The sequence below is a fragment of the Paraburkholderia ginsengiterrae genome (genome assembly GCF_001645125.1).
In the GTDB taxonomy this organism is placed as follows: domain Bacteria; phylum Pseudomonadota; class Gammaproteobacteria; order Burkholderiales; family Burkholderiaceae; genus Paraburkholderia; species Paraburkholderia ginsengiterrae.
Map to the genome: position 1 here is coordinate 110,617 of NZ_LXKA01000143.1, position 18,787 is coordinate 129,403.

At 59.7% G+C, this 18,787-nt stretch carries 14 protein-coding genes; 12 read left to right on the forward strand and 2 right to left on the reverse strand.

Annotated features, from left to right (window positions below; genetic code table 11):
- Positions 1-17 precede the first annotated feature (17 nt).
- From A6V37_RS12160 to A6V37_RS12205, 10 genes are all read left to right on the forward strand, one after another.
- Complete coding sequence (locus A6V37_RS12160) at positions 18-2,429, forward strand: xanthine dehydrogenase family protein molybdopterin-binding subunit (RefSeq protein WP_423213110.1); 2,412 nt, start codon at positions 18-20, stop codon at positions 2,427-2,429.
- A complete protein-coding gene (locus tag A6V37_RS12165; RefSeq protein WP_064267297.1) occupies positions 2,429-3,268 on the forward strand; it encodes an FAD binding domain-containing protein in 840 nt (279 codons plus the stop codon). The genes A6V37_RS12160 and A6V37_RS12165 overlap by 1 nt, the downstream gene beginning before the upstream one ends.
- A 5-nt stretch (positions 3,269-3,273) precedes the next feature.
- A complete protein-coding gene (locus A6V37_RS12170; protein WP_064267298.1) occupies positions 3,274-4,479 on the forward strand; it encodes a xanthine dehydrogenase family Fe-S subunit in 1,206 nt (401 codons plus the stop codon).
- Positions 4,480-4,578: 99 nt separating this feature from the next.
- Entirely contained in the window at positions 4,579-5,544 is a 966-nt protein-coding gene (locus tag A6V37_RS12175; RefSeq protein WP_064267299.1) for an amidohydrolase family protein, read from the forward strand.
- Between the two features lie 59 nt (positions 5,545-5,603).
- Complete coding sequence (locus tag A6V37_RS12180) at positions 5,604-6,356, forward strand: maleate cis-trans isomerase family protein (protein ID WP_064267300.1); 753 nt, start codon at positions 5,604-5,606, stop codon at positions 6,354-6,356.
- Between the two features lie 43 nt (positions 6,357-6,399).
- Complete coding sequence (locus A6V37_RS12185) at positions 6,400-7,254, forward strand: alpha/beta fold hydrolase (RefSeq protein WP_064267326.1); 855 nt, start codon at positions 6,400-6,402, stop codon at positions 7,252-7,254.
- Positions 7,255-7,277: 23 nt separating this feature from the next.
- A complete protein-coding gene (locus tag A6V37_RS12190; RefSeq protein ID WP_064267301.1) occupies positions 7,278-8,312 on the forward strand; it encodes a 2,5-dihydroxypyridine 5,6-dioxygenase NicX family protein in 1,035 nt (344 codons plus the stop codon).
- Between the two features lie 9 nt (positions 8,313-8,321).
- Positions 8,322-8,945, forward strand: a complete 624-nt coding sequence (locus A6V37_RS12195; RefSeq protein ID WP_064267302.1) for an N-carbamoylsarcosine amidohydrolase — start codon at positions 8,322-8,324, stop codon at positions 8,943-8,945.
- Between the two features lie 170 nt (positions 8,946-9,115).
- Positions 9,116-10,711, forward strand: a complete 1,596-nt coding sequence (locus A6V37_RS12200; RefSeq protein WP_064267303.1) for an MFS transporter — start codon at positions 9,116-9,118, stop codon at positions 10,709-10,711.
- Between the two features lie 85 nt (positions 10,712-10,796).
- Positions 10,797-11,888 carry a porin gene (locus A6V37_RS12205; protein ID WP_064267304.1) on the forward strand — a complete coding sequence of 364 codons (1,092 nt, stop codon included), beginning with the start codon at positions 10,797-10,799 and terminating at the stop codon, positions 11,886-11,888.
- Positions 11,889-11,921: 33 nt separating this feature from the next.
- Here A6V37_RS12205 and A6V37_RS12210 read toward each other — a convergent pair whose 3' ends face one another.
- Positions 11,922-12,428: a MarR family winged helix-turn-helix transcriptional regulator gene (locus tag A6V37_RS12210; protein ID WP_064267305.1), complete on the reverse strand. Its 507-nt coding sequence runs from the start codon at positions 12,426-12,428 to the stop codon at positions 11,922-11,924.
- Positions 12,429-12,790: 362 nt separating this feature from the next.
- On the opposite strand from A6V37_RS12210, the gene A6V37_RS12215 reads away from it, so the two are divergent.
- On the forward strand, positions 12,791-14,167 hold the full coding sequence (locus A6V37_RS12215) for an MFS transporter (RefSeq protein WP_341272009.1): 1,377 nt from the start codon (positions 12,791-12,793) through the stop codon (positions 14,165-14,167).
- A 188-nt stretch (positions 14,168-14,355) separates the two neighbouring features.
- On the opposite strand, the gene A6V37_RS12220 is transcribed toward A6V37_RS12215, so the two are convergent.
- The gene (locus tag A6V37_RS12220) at positions 14,356-15,054 is read right to left on the reverse strand and encodes an MgtC/SapB family protein (protein ID WP_082902664.1); all 699 of its coding nucleotides are present in this window, start codon (positions 15,052-15,054) and stop codon (positions 14,356-14,358) included.
- Between the two features lie 559 nt (positions 15,055-15,613).
- Here A6V37_RS12220 and A6V37_RS12225 point away from each other — a divergent pair.
- Entirely contained in the window at positions 15,614-18,445 is a 2,832-nt protein-coding gene (locus tag A6V37_RS12225) for a 2-oxoglutarate dehydrogenase E1 component (protein WP_064267327.1), read from the forward strand.
- Positions 18,446-18,787 lie beyond the last annotated feature (342 nt).

Sequence of the window (18,787 nt, forward strand, 5' to 3'; positions counted from 1 at the left end):
GGCTACAAACCAGGGGGATGCTTATGAGCCACACTGACCCGACGGAAGCGCCCATCGAAAGTGGCGGCGTCGGCGCCCGCGTGAGGCGTCGCGAGGATGAGCGACATTTGCATGGCAAGGGCAAATTCGTCGCCGACTATACGTTTCCTGATTTGCAGGAAGTCGCGTTCCTGCGCAGCCCGCTTGCGCATGCGCGCATCGAGCGCATCGGTAAGCCCGAACGCTTCGCCGACCGGGTCATTGTGCGCGAAGACATGCGGACGGCGACAGACATTGTGGCCGATTCCAGCTTGCCGACTTACAAGCCCTCGTCGCACCCACCGCTCGCATCTGGGAAGGTGCGCTTTGTCGGCGAGCCTGTGGCGATGTGTTTCGCGAGTTCCCGCGCGGAGGCAGAGGACATCGCGGAGGAAGTCGAGTTGGATCTGGACGAACTGCCGGCGCTGGCGAGTGCATTCGCGGCACGTGACCGTACGGACGTGCGGGTGCATGACCACTGGACAGACAATCTCTTCCTCGATCTGAAGGCTGACGTCAATTTCGACGAGCGCTCCAGGGATGCACCGATCGTCATCAAGCAAAAGGTCGACCTGGCTCGCCAGTGCATGGTCCCAATGGAAGGCAAAGCGGTACTGGCGTACTGGGATCACACGCAGGCGCAACTGGTCGTTATTACGTCGACCCAGGTCCCGCACATGATCCGTACGGTGCTTTCGCAATGCCTCGGTATTGATCACGCGCAGGTGCGAGTCATTTCGCCGGACGTGGGCGGTGCGTTTGGCTACAAATGCGTGCTTCAGCAGGAAGAGCTTTGTGTCGCGTGGCTTGCCCTCACCTACAAACGTCCGTTTCGCTTTATCGAAGACCGTCGCGAGCATTTGATCGCGGGGGCGAATACGCGTCAGCACCACTACGAACTTACCGCGTATGCGGACAACAACGGGCGACTCCTCGCGCTGGACTGCAATCTGTTGATTGACGGAGGCGCGTATTCCGCGTGGCCTTTTACGATTGGGCTCGAAACAGGGCAGGCGTTGGGCAATCTGCCTGGCCCCTATGATTTCAGGGGATATCGTTGTCGTACCCAGTGCGCGGCAACCAACAAGCCCGGGTTCCTTCCGTATCGCGGCGTGGCACGCACCGGTGTCTGTTTCGCTATCGAGCTGACCATGGACGCCATCGCGCGGGCTGTCGGCCGTGAGGCGTGGGAGGTTCGCTATGACAACCTGATTCGCGGGGCCGAAATGCCCTATACGAACGTTGTCAAGAAGCACTACGACAGCGGCGATTTCCAGGAGAGTCTGAAGCGGGCCGCGGAACAGCTTGATGTCGCCAAGTGGCGCCGCCGCCAGAAACAGGGCGAGCCGGACGGCAGGCTGATCGGCATTGGGTTCGCGACATTCACCGAGCAATCGGCGCACGGCACAGCGGTATTCGCGTCGTGGGGTTTGCCTGTCGTTCCAGGCTACGACCTGGCAACTGTCCGGATTACAGCGGATGGTGGTCTGGAGGTTCGTGCGGGCATCCATTCCCATGGGCAAGGGATGGAAACGACATTGGCGCAGATCGCCAATGAAGTGCTGGGCATTCCCATTCAGAAGATCAAGGTCGTGCACGGCGACACGGCCCTCACGCCGTACTCGACAGGCACCTACGCTTCTCGCAGCATCGTCATGGCTGGTGGTGCGGTTGCTGCAACGTGCCGTGAACTGGTGCCGCGACTGATCAAAATTGGCGCGCACATCCTGGACGAAGCGGAGGACGCGGTCCGATTCGAGGCCGGCGAGGTGGTGGGCGCAACGGGGCGGGTTTCCCTCGCGGAGATCGGCCACGCGTGGTATTTACGGCCCGAACGGCTACCTCCTGGCGTCGATCTGACCGGGCTTGAGGCCACCCAAGGTTTCAAGCCAAAGGTCGATACCGGTGCGTTCAGCTACGCGACGCATGCGGCTGCCGTGGCGGTTGACACAAAGACGGGCCACGTTGATATCCTGGACTACGTCATTGTCGAAGACTGTGGGCGAATGATTAACCCGATGGTTGTCGAAGGCCAGACGATCGGCGGCACGGCACAGGGCATTGGCACCGCGTTCTATGAAGAAACGCTATACGACGATAACGCCCAGCCACTGACGTCCACGCTCGCAGACTACATGTTGCCCGGGCCTACGGAGTTGCCGCCGTTGACCATCATTCATATGGAAACGCCGTCGCCCTATACGGAATTCGGCGCGAAGGGGGTGGGCGAAGGCGGCGCAATTGCACCCCCTGCCACACTTTTCAATGCGGTGAACGATGCGCTTAGCCCGATTGGAGCGCTTGTCAGCGAGACACCCCTCACGCCACGACGGCTGCTTACTGCGATTGAGGCGGCCAAAGCGGCCACGCATAGCAAGGCAGAAGCCGAACATGCTCACGAGGTGATTTGATGAAGGCCGCTGCCTTTGAATACGTACGCGCCGCCACGTTGGCCGATGCGTTACGTGAGTTTGGCGAATCGGCGACGGGCGTGAAGCCGATCGCCGGTAGCCAGTCGATGGGGCCGATGCTGAATCTCCGTCTGGCGAGGCCATCGCGCGTGGTCGACGTGTCACATGTCGACGAACTACGCAGTGTCACTGTCGTAGGGGATGGGGTTCGTGTGGGCGCAGCCATCACTCACGCGGAAATCGAGGACGGGAAGTACGAGCCTTTGCGTAACGGATTTATGCAGTATGTCGCTTCGGGTATTGCATATCGCGCGATTCGTAACAGAGGAACCATCGGCGGCAGTCTGGCTCATGCCGATCCCGCAGCGGACTGGCCGCTGGCGCTTTCGACCCTTGATGCCCGGCTTGAGCTCGCGAAGGCGGGCGGTACGCGTCAGGTGCGCGCCAGCGAGTTCATGCTGGGCGCCTTTACAACGCTGCTTGAGGACGGCGAGATTATCTCAGCGGTTCTGTTGCCGAAAATCGGCGTCACCCTGCGGTGGGGCTATTACAAGCTTTGCCGTAAGACCGGCGAGTTCCCCCACGCGAGCGCAGCTGCCGCGTTCGACGCGCAAACTGGCTTGGCCCGCGTAGTCCTTGGCGCGCTTGACGGTCCGCCGACCGCGTTGGACGCGCTCGCGCAGTCAGTCGCGCAACAGGGCCCCAGTGCCGCCACGCCGGAAGCGATTGCGGCAAGTGTAGCGAACGCGATGCCGAACGCAGACGCCATCGACCGCTCGATGCACGCGGCCACGGTTGAGCGCTGTCTTGCACAAGTCTTCGGTTCATCTGCGCGTTAACAGGAATTTCCATGTCTGTCATTGAACTCACTATCAACGACCGGGCGATACGCGGCGAGGTCGCGCCACGCACGCATCTGGGCGATTTCCTTCGCGACAACCAGAATCTGACCGGTACCCACCTGGGTTGCGAGCACGGAGTGTGCGGCGCGTGCACGGTCCTGATCGACGGCGAACCGGTGCGCGCCTGCATTACTTTCGCGGTTGCGTGCGACCATCAGAAGGTTCGTACCATCGAAGGGTTCGACGACGATGAACTGATGAAGCGCATCCGTCAGTCCTTCTCGGTGCATCACGGCCTGCAGTGCGGCTACTGCACGCCAGGCATGCTCATTACGGCGCGCGATATTGTGCGTCGCTTTCCTGACGCTGATGAGGCGCGAATTCGTCTCGAGCTGTCTGGAAATCTGTGCCGTTGTACCGGCTACATGGGCATCGTCAACGCCATCAAAGCCGTACTGGGCGACCTCAAAGACAATCCGATCGCTGACGCTCCCACCGCGCCAGTTCGACAAGCGGCGCAGGACACGGGTGCGTTTCAGACCTTTGCCGCAGTGGCAGTCGCCCCGTCGGCTGCACTGGAGCGCGCGTCGCAAGAGGCTGGCACGGCATCATCGGCGTCTACCGCTCAGCCGACGGGTGAGCGCAAAGGCTGGACGGCGATTGATGACAGTTTCGTTTTGCCATTTCCGCTTGAACGGGTCTGGGGCTTTATGGGAGACCTTCCTTCAGTCACGGCCTGCCTGCCAGGGGCGGAACTGATCGAGCACGATGCCGAAAAAGTAAAAGGCAAGATCGCCATCAAATTTGGGCCGATGTCGGCGAATTTTGCCGGCGCTGCACGCCTTGAGCGTGATGATGCAGCGTATCGAGCCGTGATGCGAGGCGCCGGCCAGGACAACATCAGCCGCTCGAAAGCGAACGGTGACGTGACCTACGCGTTAAGTGATGAAGCCAACGGGACGCAGACGCGCGTGGTAGTCACGCTCGAATACATGTTGCAAGGACCGCTCGCGCAGTTTTCACGGTCCGGGCTTGTTAAAGACTTTGTTCGACGGATGATTGCTGACTTTGGCATGCGAATTACCGCACAGTTGGGCGGCGCGGATGTGCCGGACTCAGCGGCGCTGCAAACCCGATTCAACGTCGGTAGTCTGGTGTGGAGTGTCCTGTGGGGTCGTATAAAACGGATCTTTGGCCGCAGCGAATAAATACTGTTGCAACGATAGCGGAAGACGGGGGCATAGCGTGTCAAGCACGCCGTCTCGTGTCCTTATTATCAGTATGCTGATGAAAAATTGGAGTTTGTCGTGAGTAAAAGAATTCGGAAGATTGCTTTGGAAGAGCACTTTTCAACGCCTGGCTTTCAGGGCTACTCAAAAAGCTTCACGCAGCACATCGCGCCGGACGTGCTCGCTGATCTTGCGGCCCGGCTTGCGGATTTCGACGAGCAACGGATCGTCGAGATGGACCGCGCCGGGATCGATTACACCATCCTGTCCCAGACGGGGCCGAGCGTGCAGGGTGAGACCGATCCGGCCGTGGCACTCGCTCGCGCCAGAGAGAGCAACGACTTTCTGGCACAACAGATTGCGCGGCACCCGACGCGGTTTGGTGGGTTTGCCACGTTGCCGATGCACACGCCTCAGGGCGCCCTTGACGAATTGACCCGCACCGTCCGTGAGTTCGGTTTTAAGGGCGCGCTGGTGAATGGGCACACGCTGGGAACGTACTACGACGACCGCGCTTACGACCCTTTCTGGGAACGGATGCAGGAACTCGATGTGCCGCTGTATCTGCATCCTACCGATGCCTATGTGATGCCGAAAGTCTTCGATGGCCATCCAGAATTGACGGGTGCTGCGTGGGGGTGGGGTGTTGAAACCGGCAGCCATGCATTACGCCTTCTCTTCGGCGGTGTCTTCGACCGATTCCCCAGGCTGAAAATCATTCTGGGCCACATGGGTGAGGGCTTGCCCTACCTGCGCTGGCGGTTTGATAGCCGTTTCGCTGTTTACTCGCACGGTATTCGTCTCGAACGCGCGCCTTCCGAGTACATCGGAACAAACATCCTGATTACCACTTCAGGTGTGTGCTCGGCGCCATCTTTGCTTGGCGCAATCGGGGAAATGGGCCCGGAGGCCGTGATGTTTTCGGTGGACTATCCATACGAATCCACGGCGATTGCCGCCGATTTCATTGAGCAGGCGCCGCTCGACGAGCATGTCAGAAATCTCGTCTGCCACGACAACGCGGAACGTATCTTCAAGCTGTGACGCTGGTTTTCTAACCGCGAGCGGCGAAAACGCCACGTTAAATCTATCTAGAGGTAACCATGACGAAGCAATACAGAATTGGTCAGATTGTGCCGAGTTCGAATACGACGATGGAGACGGAGATTCCGGCGATGTTGCTCGCGCGCCAGACGATCCGTGCCGAGCGTTTCACGTTCCACTCCAGCCGCATGCGCATGAAGAAGGTGGTGAAGGAAGAACTGGCCGCCATGGATGCGGAGTCGGACCGCTGCGCGCTCGAACTCAGCGATGCGCGCGTGGATGTGCTCGGCTATGCGTGTTTGGTCGCGATCATGGCGATGGGGCACGGTTACCACCGCGTGTCGCAGAAGCGTCTGCATGAGTGCACGGTCGAGAATGGTGGAGCGGCGCCGGTCATCACCAGTGCTGGTGCACTCGTCGATGCGCTAAAGGTGATCGGCGCAAAGCGTATCGTGGCGGTCGCCCCGTACATGAAGCCGCTCACCGAACTGGTGGTCGACTACATCCGTAACGAAGGTTACGAGGTGCTCGATTACCGTGCCCTCGAGATTCCCGACAACCTCGACGTGGGCCGTCACGACCCGAGCCTGCTGCCGGGCATCGTTGCCCAGATGGACACGACGCATGCCGACGCGATCGTGCTCTCGGCGTGCGTGCAGATGCCTTCGCTGCCGGCCGTAGCCAAGGTGGAAGCGATGACGGGCAAGCCCGTCATCACCGCCTCGATTGCGACGACCTACGCCATGCTGAAAAAGCTCGGTCTTGAAGCGGTGGTGCCGGGTGCCGGCGCATTGCTCTCGGGTGCGTATTAACGTGCTGACGCTTAACGACTCCGATATCGACGCCGAGACCCGCATGAGCCACGCATCCACATTCCTCTACGGCGGCAACGTTCACGCGAACGGAATCCGCCAGCACTACCTGCGCTACGGCGGTGCGACCGGCGCGCGCGCCGGTCGCGACCCCGTCATCATCGTACCGGGCATCACCAGCCCGGCTGTGACGTGGGGTTTCGTCGGTGAGCACTTCGGCACGACGTTCGACACCTATGTGCTCGATGTTCGTGGCCGGGGTTTGTCTTCGGCATCGGACTCACTGGACTACAGCCTGGATGCGCAGGCTGCGGACCTGGTCGCGTTCGCCCAGGCGCTGGGGCTGACGCGCTACAGCGTGGTGGGCCACTCGATGGGCGGCCGCATTGGCGTACGCGCTGCGCGCACGCAGCCGCACGGTCTTGCGCGGCTGGTCATGCTCGACCCGCCCGTGTCCGGTCCGGGCCGTCGTCCGTATCCGTCGCAACTGCCTTGGTACGTCGATTCGATGCGCCTCGCGCGCGAAGGCACGGACGCCGGCGGGATGCGCGCGTTCTGTCCCACCTGGACCGATGAGCAGCGCCAACTGCGCGCCGAGTGGCTGCACACGTGTGACGAACGCGCCGTGATCGCGAGCTTTGAGGGCTTCCATACCGATGACGTGCATGGGGACCTGCCGCACGTCGGCGTGCCCGTCCTGCTGATGACGGCCGGACGCGGCGACGTGGTCCGCCCCGAAGACATCGAGGAGATCCGCACCCTGGTGCCGCATCTCGCGCACTCGCACGTGTCCGACGCCGGCCACATGATTCCGTGGGACGACGAACTCGGTTTCTATCGCGCGTTCGATGACTTCCTCGGAGCGCCGCTGCCGGTTCTGCCCGCCGACCGGGCCTGACACCCTCTTTTAAGGAGAACACGATGCCAGTCAGCGATTACCAGATGGTTGACGCGTGGAAGCAGGTGTTGACACTCTCGCGTCTTGAAGCGGGTCAGACTGTCACGATTCTGACGAGTGCGTCCACGCATCCGCAAACACTCTCGACCGCGTTGATCGCGACGCAGTCAATGGGCGCGATCGTCAACCGGCTGGACCTGCCGCCGGTGAATGGCGAGAAGGCGCTCAGCCGCGACTCGCTCGCCTACCTTGGCACGACACCGCTCACGGGTAACCCCGCAGCGATTGCTGCGCTCAAGGCGAGCGACCTGGTCCTGGACCTGATGACGTTGCTGTTCTCGCCGGAGCAGCTCGACATTCTGAAGACCGGCACCAAGATCCTGCTCGCGGTCGAGCCGCCTGAAGTGCTTACTCGGCTCGTACCAAGTCTGGCCGACCGCGAGCGGGTGCTGGCCGCTCATGCCCACATCAACCGGTCCAAAGAGATGCACATTGTTTCGGCCGCCGGGACGGACTTCCACTGTCCGATCGGCGAATTCGAGGCGATTGCGGAATACGGTTTCGTCGACACGCCAGGCCGGTGGGATCACTGGCCCAGCGGCTTTGCGCTGACGTTCCCGGACGAAGGCCGCGCCCACGGACGTATCGTAATCGACCGGGGCGACATCCTGCTGCCGCAAAAGTGCTATGTGCAGGACCGGATCGAGCTCACCGTCGAGAACGGCTTTGCCACCCGCATTGAGGGCGGCATGGACGCGGACCTGCTCAAGGAGTACATGGGCACCTTCAGGGACCACGAGGCGTACGCCATCTCGCATATTGGTTGGGGACTTCAGCCGCGCGCGCACTGGTCAACGCTGGGGCTGTATGACCGCGAGGCGACCATCGGTATGGACGCGCGTGCTTTCGAGGGCAACTTCCTGTTCTCGCTCGGACCGAACAACGAAGCAGGTGGCAAGCGCACGACCACCTGCCATATCGACATTCCGCTGCGCCACTGCGACGTGTTCCTCGATGGTAATGCCGTGGTGCGCAACGGCCAGGTGCTGGATAAGTGAGGAATCGGCATGTCCAATGAACTTGATACCTACCAGCGCCAGAGCTTTGGCTCGACGCTCGAACCGAAGGCGCCGGTGGGTCTGCTTATCGTCGACTTTGTCAATGGCTTTGCCGACCCCGAGGTGTTTGGCGGGGGCAACATCGCACCGGCCATCGAGCGCACCGTTCTTCTGCTGGCCCATGCGCGCGAGCGGGGCTGGCCCATCGCCCACACGCGCATCGTGTTCGCGGACGACGATGCGGACCAGAACATCTTTACGTTGAAGGTGCCGGGTCTGCTTGCACTCAAGGAGCACACACACAACAGCGCCATCGTGCCGCAACTCACGCCGCGTAAGGGTGAACTGGTGGTGCGCAAGACGGTGCCCTCGGCGTTTTTCGGCACTTCGCTGGCTGCGTGGCTTGCGCAGCGTGGCGTGCAGACGCTGGTAGTCGCTGGTGCGGTGACGAGCGGCTGTGTGCGCTCGAGCGTGGTGGACGCGATGCAGTACGGCTTCCGTCCGTTCGTGCTTTCCGACTGCGTGGGCGACCGCGCCATCGCCCCGCACGAAGCCAATCTGTTTGATATGGCACAGAAATATGCTGCCGTCATGACCCGGGACGAAGCACTGAGCGTTCTCGGAAATATGTAAGCGGGTATGAAGTAAGAGGGCGCGTCAGGTAGGGCGCGCCCGATGTTGATCAGTCGCGCCTCTCGAATCGCCACGCGTGTCAACGAGGGTCCGGCTATGTTGAGTCACCTTTCAATAATTACGTATAACTAAATATATCTGTGGAGCGAATCGTGCAGCCAGGAGTGGGAATGGACATCTCAACGTCGGAGTCATCGCGGCGCGCTGTCACGCGCCGCGAATTTACGCTTATCATCGCGTCCTCATTTGGGGCATTACTCGAATGGTACGACTTCTATATCTATGCCGCCCTGGCGGGAACATTCAGTACGCTCTTCTTTCCCAGCGGAAATGAGACCACGGCCTTTCTGGCCAGTCTCGCGACATTCGGTGCGGGGTTCCTCGTGCGGCCGCTCGGCGCGCTGTTTTTTGGCCGGCTCGGTGACAGGATCGGCCGCAAATATACCTTCATGGCGACCATTGTCCTGATGGGTGTTGCTACAGTGGGTGTAGGGCTGCTTCCTTCGTTTGCGAAGATTGGCGTGTTCGCGCCGCTGTTGCTCGTATGCCTGCGACTTCTGCAGGGCTTTGCGCTGGGCGGTGAAACGGGCGGGGCGGCGACCTATCTGGCCGAACATTCCCCAGCCAACCGCCGGGGGCTGTATACCAGCTCGCTGCAAACGACGGCCACACTGGGTTTGCTGGCATCCATCGCAGTTGTCAGCGCGAGCCGATCCGCCATGGACAGTGCATCGTTTCAGGATTGGGGCTGGCGGGTGCCGTTCCTGATTTCACTCGTGTTACTGGTGATCTCCGTTTACCTTCGGACGAAGTTGGCAGAGTCGCCCACATTTCAGAGTATGAAACACGCGGGAAAACTGTCGAAATCTCCAATCAGCGAAAGCTTCGGCAAGTGGGAAAACCTCAAGTACGTGCTGATCATGCTGTTCAGTACCGCGTCCGGTGTTGGCGTCGTGTTTGGGACCGGCCACTTCTACTCGATGTATTTCCTGCAAAACACGTTGAAGGTCGCGCCTAACGCGGTGAACCTCTATCTGGCCATCGCATTGGTGTGCGTTTTTCCGTTCTACCTGATCTTCGGCTGGCTCTCTGATCGCATCGGGCGCAAGTGGATCATGATGGCGGCCTGCCTGTTGCTCGCCGTAACGACGCAGCCAATCTTTCACGCGCTGACCCACTACGCGAATCCGAAGCTGGAGGCGTTCCAGAAAAGTTCGCCGGTTATCGTTCACGCGGATGACTGCCACTTTTCGCTGTTTGCTGCGCCGAAGACTGATTGCGACCGCATCCGCTCGTTCCTGAGTGCATCGGGTGTTTCGTACCTGCAGATGCCATTGCAGTCTGGGCAGTCGGCGGATACCACCATTGGCGACACCACAGTTCACGGCAGCGACCGGCACGACCTGGAGAATGCGCTGCTGGCCGCCGGCTGGGTGCAACATGCAGACCCGGCGCAGATCAATGCGCCGATGGTCATCTTCCTGATGTGGCTGCTGATCGTGTACCTCGCGATGGTCTACGGTCCGATGGCGGCTTTCATGGTTGAACTGTTCCCCGCGCGAATTCGCTACACGTCGCTATCACTTCCATTCCATCTCGGATCGGGCTGGTTTGGCGGGATGTTGCCCTTCGTCGTTTCAGCCATGGCGGTTGCGAACGGAAATGTCTACTTCGGCCTGTGGTATCCGATTGTGATTGCGGTTCTCTCTCTCATAGTCGGCGTGTTTTTCGTCCCCGAAACGTTTCGTCGGGACATCTCGCAGTAGTCCAGGTTTCCCTATATAGCGAAGATTTCCCTTGTTCATTTTGGCAAGGGAGACCTTCGTACAATCCTGCGTATAAGGTTTGGCGATGAAAACACCATGGGCCGTTGCTGCAACGGCATGTACTTTTGCGGCTGCCATTCCGGCGCACGCGCAATCTTCCGTGCAACTCTGGGGTGCACTCGATGCCGGCATCACAATGGTCACCAATCAGAAGGGCGGCCACAACTACACGATGGACAACGGCATCGCGACGCCGAACCTGTGGGGCTTGCGCGGCACGGAAGACCTCGGCGGCGGCAACAAGGCCATATTTGAACTGATCGACCAGTTCAACCTCGGTACCGGCGCAATTTTTCCAACGAACGGCGGCGGACTCTTTGGTCGCAACGCTTATGTGGGCCTGTCAAACGACCAGTACGGGAAACTGACGTTCGGCGAACAGTACGACTTCATGATTGACTCGTTGCTGCGCTTTGACAATTCGATCTACATCGCGGGGCTGTACGGTTTTCGCGAGGGACCATTTTCGGGTCTTGGCATTCCGGGAAATTCGTCAGGGAACGCGAATTTCGACCGCATGTCGGGTACGGCTATCTCCAACTCGGTGAAATACACGACGCCGACGTACTATGGATTCTCGGCCGGCGCGCTTTACAGCTTCGGAGGTGTGCCCGGTGCGATCGCGCAGAACGACGGTAAGAGCTTCGGCGCCAACTATGCCAGCGGGCCTTTTTCAGCCGGTGTTGCGTATACCTACCAACGATATGCGCAGCTTGCGAACGGCATGGCAGGGATACGAAATTACGGGGTTGGTGCAGAGTATAAGTTCGGCCTGGCCGCGCTTAACGTCCTGTACACGAACACAAAAAACACGGCCAACAATGCAACCATCAATGTGTGTCAGATCGGTGCGCGCTACCAGATTACGCCGGCACTTTCAGTGGGTGGAGACTACGAACTGATGAAAGGCAACGCTGTGCTTGCCAGCGACAAGGCTAACCAGTTCTCAGCGGGCATTCGATATGCACTGTCCAAGCGCACGGTACTCTACACGGAAGCCGTGTATCAGAAGGTGAGCGGCGACAACAACCCACGGGCATGGATCATGGCGGTTTCGAGCGCGTCGGGCAACGACAGGCAACTGCTTACGCGAGTAGGAATATTGCATAAGTTTTGACCGCGGAACTATGGCGTCCCAGGACGCCATAGTTCAGTCAAAGTGCTTGAGCGATGTGCGGCCGTACTGGTTGTTGCCTTCGACCAGTTGCATCATCATCCGGACGAATTCAATGCGCTCCTTGGGATCCAGAGGAGCCAGGAACCGCACCTGAGCCTCGCGCATGCTCTCGTACATGTCGTTCATGACACGCCGCCCTTTGCTGCTGATATTGGCAATTTTCTGGCGTCCATCAGCGGGACTAGGTTCACGCTTGACAAGCCCACGCTCTTCGAGGCGCCGGAGAACGTCGGCCATCGTGGTGCGGTCGACGCCAACTTCAGCGCAGAGTGACGTCTGGTCGAGCCCTGGACGCTCGCTTAGCGTTGTAAGCAAACCGTATTGAACCGGGGTAATCGCGAAGTCCTTGCAGCTTTCAAAGAACAACGCGACGTGGATCTGGTTGAGGCGCCGGATAAGGAAGCCGGGACGCTGCCAGAGGTGACCGGTCTCAATCGCCGAATCAGAGACGTCCGTTTTTTTCTCCGTAACTGTGCCCATATCTATCCTTTTCAAAGAGTCTTGCCATTCAGGACAAGTGTAACTGCTGTCTGCCGGTGGTGGTCGCTGGCGCCATGCTTCATGGTTGGCCGCGGAGTGCGCGCAAAGGCTGTACACACTCCGCCAGCGCTCGTTGACGTGGCGACCCTAGGGGAACCACTGTTGCATTCCGGTTTTTTTCGGGATAAAAACCTATCTGTCAGTACGCTGACGAGTTTACAGCCAAATTGGCATGTCGTCGCTGGCGGCAGACATGCTCGTGATTTTAAGAGTCAACGTAAGAGAAGGGTCACGCAAGTATTTCGACCCGAAGATTCGTTGAAGTGCTAGTCCTATATCCATATAGTCAGCATACTGATTAAATGGGTTGGCAGGTCAGTCAAACATCAACTTTCACATGCTTGGAGCCGAAAATGAGTACTACCCCAGCCCGATCGAACGAGGCTGCCTCAGGAGGGCAGTCGATGTCCTGGAGCGACATCAAAACGCTAGGCCTAGCCTCTCTGGGCGGTGCTCTCGAATACTACGATTTCATCGTCGCGGTATTCTTCACCAAGCTGCTCGCCACAGTGTTCTTCCCGCCGCACACACCCGAGTGGCTCGCGCAGCTCGAGGTGTTTTGCATCTTCGCCGCCGGCTACCTCGTTCGCCCGATTGGCGGTATCTTCTTTGCGCACTTCGGAGATCGGATCGGGCGCAAGAAAATGTTTGCGCTCAGCCTGTTTCTGATGGCGTTTCCCACGCTACTGATTGGCCTGCTGCCCAGCTATGCGATGTTGGGTATGGCCGCGCCACTGCTGTTTCTGCTGTGCCGCATCCTTCAGGGTCTGTCCGTCGGCGGTGAAGTTCCGGGTGCCTGGATCTTCTGCTCGGAGCACGTGCGCCGTGACCGCGTGGGTCTCGCGTGCGGCCTGCTGATGTCGGGTCTTTGCACCGGCATCCTGCTCGGTGCATTGAGCGCCAAATACCTGATGGGCAATCTCGATGCGGATAGCCTGAAGAGTTGGGGGTGGCGGGTGCCGTTTATCGCCGGTGGCATCTTTGGACTGGTCTCCGTCTACCTGCGTCGCTACCTGCACGAAACGCCCGTCTTCGAAGCGTTGCGCGCCAAGCGTGCCGCCGACTCGCGTCTGCCGCTCTCGGTCGTGCTCAAACATCACCGCGGAGCAATCGTCGTATCGCTGCTGGCCACGTGGGTTTTCTCCGGGATTTTCGTGTTGTACTTCCTGTACACGCCGACCTTCCTGCAGTCACAGTTTCACGTTGAGGCGAAAACGGTCTTCACCAACAACTCCTGGTCGATCCTGGGGCTGATCATCGGCAGCACGGTCGCAGGCTGGACCGCCGACAGGATTGGCGGAGGTAAGGCATACGCGCTGGGCAGCATCGCCATGCTGGTTGTGACAGGTGCCTTCTACTTCGCACTGACTTCCGGCAGCAGCACGGTGTGGCTGCTCTATATTGCGGGAGGCTTCCTCATCGGTACAATCACGCTCGGACCGTACATCATAGTGAAAAGCTTCCCGCCTGAAGTCCGCTTCACGGGCTTTGCGCTGTCGTACAACACCGCCTACGCGATCTTCGGTGGGACCGCGCCGGCAGTGGCCTCCTACATGGTAGGCCGCCAGGGTATCCTCATGGCGCCCGCCTGGTATATCGCCGCACTCTGCATTCTCGGCGTCATCATCGGCCTCACTTGGCGCGCGCCAGTTCACGCGGACGTTGCATCCTTACACTGAAGCTGTGGGACGCAGTCGGTCGCAATCGCAATAAGAACGTGAAGTGGCAATAGGACACGACGACTGCGCCAGGGGGGTAGTCGAACGAAAGGGACTTCCCCATCCCCGAAGCTGCGGCGGAAGCCGCCAACCGGCCCCGTTCATTCGATTACCCCAAGACGCACCCGTCGCATCACAAGCCTGCGCGATCATGTGGTGGATCGAGCGATGCTGAAACTCTCGACATGCGGCAAGTTCTGGAACTCCGTTGAAAGCTGAGCCAGCACATTAGCGTGGCGGCGCGGATCGGCGACGATCAGGAACTGAAGCGAGCATCTCCCGGCTTCGTATGAAATCAGAAAGCTCTCCGGCGGAATGGTCAAGCGTCGCTTCAATGCAAAGTGAGAAACAGTATCCTCTTGCGGACGATAATTGGCTGTAAAGTGCACTTTGACCGTCAATGCGGTATGGGCGGGCAGAATGCGCTCCACAGTAGGCATTGTTGCCATGTCCAACGAGAGTAGCCCGGTCAATCCGACGGCAGGAACGTAAAGAGTTGTGCCGAACAGGATGCCGATCACGGCGCAGGCCCATACCGACGCGGCAGTCGTCAGGCCGCGAACGTTGCCGCCGTCCTGAACGATCAGTCCTGCGCCTATGAACCCCAACGTATCGGGGCACAACAAAGTCTGCGGCAACGCTGAAAAGCCTTTCAGAAACAACAAAGTCCGCAGGATCGGAAAAATCTGTTTTGCAGTGCAAAAGTTCGACGCCCTCTTGTCTATCGATAACTGTATTTGATAGCCAGCATGGAACACTTCGTGCCGAAGAGTAGAGGGCTTATTTGCAAGCCTCGGCCGCGCCCGAGACCCCACCCGTTTTTCAAACATCGCTCGACAAGCAGCCATTCCAGTGCGCCGGCCGGGTATTCCTTTGGCGATTCCGTCGCCAGCAGTTTCATTGAGCGACGCATGGCCTCGCCGAGACCCGGTTGCACAGCTGTCCCCGGCAAAGTTGTTAGGAGCGCCCTAAGGGCGCTCATTCTGTCTCGCGCGCGTAGCTATCAGTTCAGTTGCAGCCAACACCGGTTCTGCTTTCAAGCAGGTGTCGAGTGACGCGGATGCCCCTGGCCGAAGTCGACGGCAGATTTCGAGCAATCGAAACAGCGGGGGCGTAGCCTCCGCGTGCTGTGGACCATGGATAGCGAGAAGATGCAGAGGGTCACCTGAGAAGAATGGCATAACCCCGAGAACACGGGTAAGGATTCGTGCACGAGTTCGCTCAGCGGCTACGTGGCCCAAATCTGATCCAGATTGGCCAGGCAGGGCGCCATCTACGCATTCCAGTTGCCGTGCCGACTCTCTATCCTTGATCTCATCAATGCGGCTGCCTGGATGAGGTTACAGCCGCCTCACGACATGTTGCGGTCGAAGTATGGGCCTGACGCCAATCGAGGACGGATTCATCATGCTAATGCAAAAAATTCAAAGCTCTTTCTTATTCGGGGGGAATGCCCCCTATGTCGAGGAACAATACGAGGTCTACCTGGCTGACCCGGCGTCGGTCTCGGATGAGTGGCGCGCTTATTTCGATGCGTTGCGCGAAACGCCTGCCATCGACGGGAGCGACCGGGATGACGAGCCGCACGCGCCTGTCGTGTCCGCCTTCGTCGATCTGGGTAAGCGGTCACGCGTCACTGAGATGGCGCTCGATGACGGTCTTGCGATCGCCAGAAAACAGGTGGCAGTACAGTCGCTGATTGCCGCGTTCCGCATGGTCGGCACGCGCAAGGCGAAACTGGACCCGCTGCTGTGGACGTTGCCGCAGGCTTTGGTTGAACTCACGCCAGCGTTCTACGGCTTGTCGGCGGCAGACATGTCTACGCGATTCAGCACAGCCGACACGTTTCTTTTTGACGAAGACGCGACGTTGGGCGACATCGTCGCGGCACTCGAACAGACTTACTCCGGAACGCTGGGCGCCGAGTTCATGCATCTGACCGATGCCAACGAGCGGCGTTGGTGGCAGATGCGACTTGAGTCAACACGAGCGAAGCCTTCGTTTTCAGTAGCGGAGAAAAATCGGATTCTCGAGCGTCTGACGGCCGCCGAAGGGCTGGAGAAGTACCTTCACACCCGCTATGTAGGCCAAAAGCGCTTCTCACTGGAAGGTGGGGAATCGTTGATCGTGCTGCTGGACGAGCTCGTCCGCTATGGCGCATCGAAGAAGGTGAGCTCGGTGGTGATGGGCATGGCGCATCGTGGACGTTTGAATGTGCTGGTGAATATTACCGGCAAGCCTCTGCGTGCGCTCTTCGACGAGTTCGACGGCAAGGTTGGGGACCTTCTTCCAGCAGGTGACGTCAAGTATCACAAGGGCTTTAGCAGTGTCACGCAGACGAACGACGGGCCGGTCGATGTCGTACTTGCATTCAACCCCTCACATCTGGAAATCGTCAACCCGGTTGTGCAGGGTATGGCACGCGCCAAAGGAGATGCTCTGGGCTCGGAGGAGGGTAGTGACGTGCTGCCCGTCGAAATTCATGGCGACGCGGCGATGTCCGGGCAAGGCGTCGTGATGGAGACGTTGAGCCTTTCGTACACCCGCGGGCATGGAACTGGCGGGACGGTCCACGTTGTCGTCAACAATCAGGTCGGATTTACGACTTCGGATCCACGCGATGCGCGCTCGTCGTTCTACACCACAGACATCGCAAAGATGATCGAGGCGCCCGTTCTGCATGTCAACGGCGACGACCCTGAAGCGGTCGCCATGGCGGTGCGGCTTGCGCTCGACTATCGCACAGCTTTCAAGCGTAGCGTAGTGATCGATCTCGTCTGCTTCCGCAAGTATGGGCATCAGGAACAGGATACGCCCAGCATCACGCAGCCTCTCATGTATCGCGCGATCGCCAGCCACCCAGGCGTGAGGACCGTTTACGCTCGACAGTTGATTCAGGAAGGCGTGGTGACGCCCGTACAGGTCGACGATTACGTCAATGCCAGCCGCAACGGTTTCGAGCTTGCGCGCCAGAGCGAGACGCCCGCGGCATCCGTCGGGCCAGACGAAATACCGGTATGGCCGAAGTTTCTCGAGGACTATTCCGGCCCTGTCACCTATGGCCCTCCGTTGCCCGCGCAGGTGCGTGCGCTGGCGCGGCAGATATCGACTATTCCGGACGGTTATGAACTCCATCCGCTGGTCGGCAAGATGATGGCCGCCCGCCGCGAGATGGTGGACGGAACGAAGCCGATCGATTGGGGAATGGGCGAGCACCTGGCATTTGCCTCGTTGCTCGGCGCAGGGATAGATGTCCGGTTGAGCGGGCAGGACAGCGCGCGCGGGACATTCAGTCACCGTCACGCCGTTCTGCACAATCAAAGACGGACGAGCCGGTCGGACGGCGTGTACATCCCGCTCGAACACGTCGACGAAGCACGGGGCCGCTTTACCGTGACGAACTCCATTCTGTCGGAGGCGGCCGTGCTGGCCTTCGAATACGGCTACTCGACGGTGAACCGCAACGCGCTTGTCGTGTGGGAGGCGCAGTTCGGCGACTTCGCGAATGGCGCGCAGGTTGTGATCGACCAGTTCATCGCTGCGGGTGCCGCGAAGTGGGGGCAGCTCAGTGGCTTGACCTTGTTCCTGCCGCATGGGCAGGAGGGACAAGGACCGGAACACGCGTCGGCGAGGCTGGAGCGGTATCTGCAGCTCTGCGCGCAGGACAACATGCGGGTCGTCCAACCGACGACGCCTGCGCAACTGTTCCATTTGCTGCGGATGCAAGCGACAGTCTTCGATCGCCGGCCGCTCGTCGTGATGACACCCAAGTCGCTGTTGCGTCATCCGGAAGCGGTGAGCTCGCTCGACGACCTGGCCAAGGGCGCGTTCCGTGAGATCCTGGTAGACACGCACATCGAGCCGTCGCGGGCGTCGAGTGTGGAGCGCGTCATCGTGTCTTCGGGCAAGGTCTACTTCGACCTGCTCGAACATCGCCGCACGTCTGGCATTGCCGATACACCGCTCATCCGCGTCGAACAGCTGTATCCGTTTCCGTCCCGGCAACTGGCTGCGGAGTTCGCGCGCTATCCGAATCTGAAGACGGTGGTCTGGAGTCAGGAGGAATCGCGTAATCAGGGTGCATGGGGCGCTATCGAACCGCAGTTGCGTGAGATCCTGCCTTCGGCCGCTCAAGTGCAGTATGCCGGGCCGCCTGCATCCGCATCGACAGCGCCCGGTTATCACTCGGCACACGTGGCGAGACAGGCGGCGCTTGTTTCGAGCGCATTCGCGATGTAACGGCGCAGGTGTATTGGGATGATCCTGTTTGCAGGATTTCAGCTGCTCGGGCGCGGATAACTCGCCCGAGCAGCGGCCGTTTGCATGTTGTTGGAAGGCGATGCAGCAGAAGTGCCATCGTGATGGCCTATAGGGAGCCTATTCTGGCCCATATACAACCCTCTTTGGCGTACGCGCAGATTCAATCATCGTCACAATGGGTAAAACCATTTCTCACGATTCTTCCAGAGGCACATCAAGAAAGTGCTGGGTGGGCAGCGCTTTGTACGGAGAACCCGTCGGAGCAGTCGTCCATAAGCTGGTACGGAACATACGCTGTTCTCGAGTTGGAAGGGAAATTGC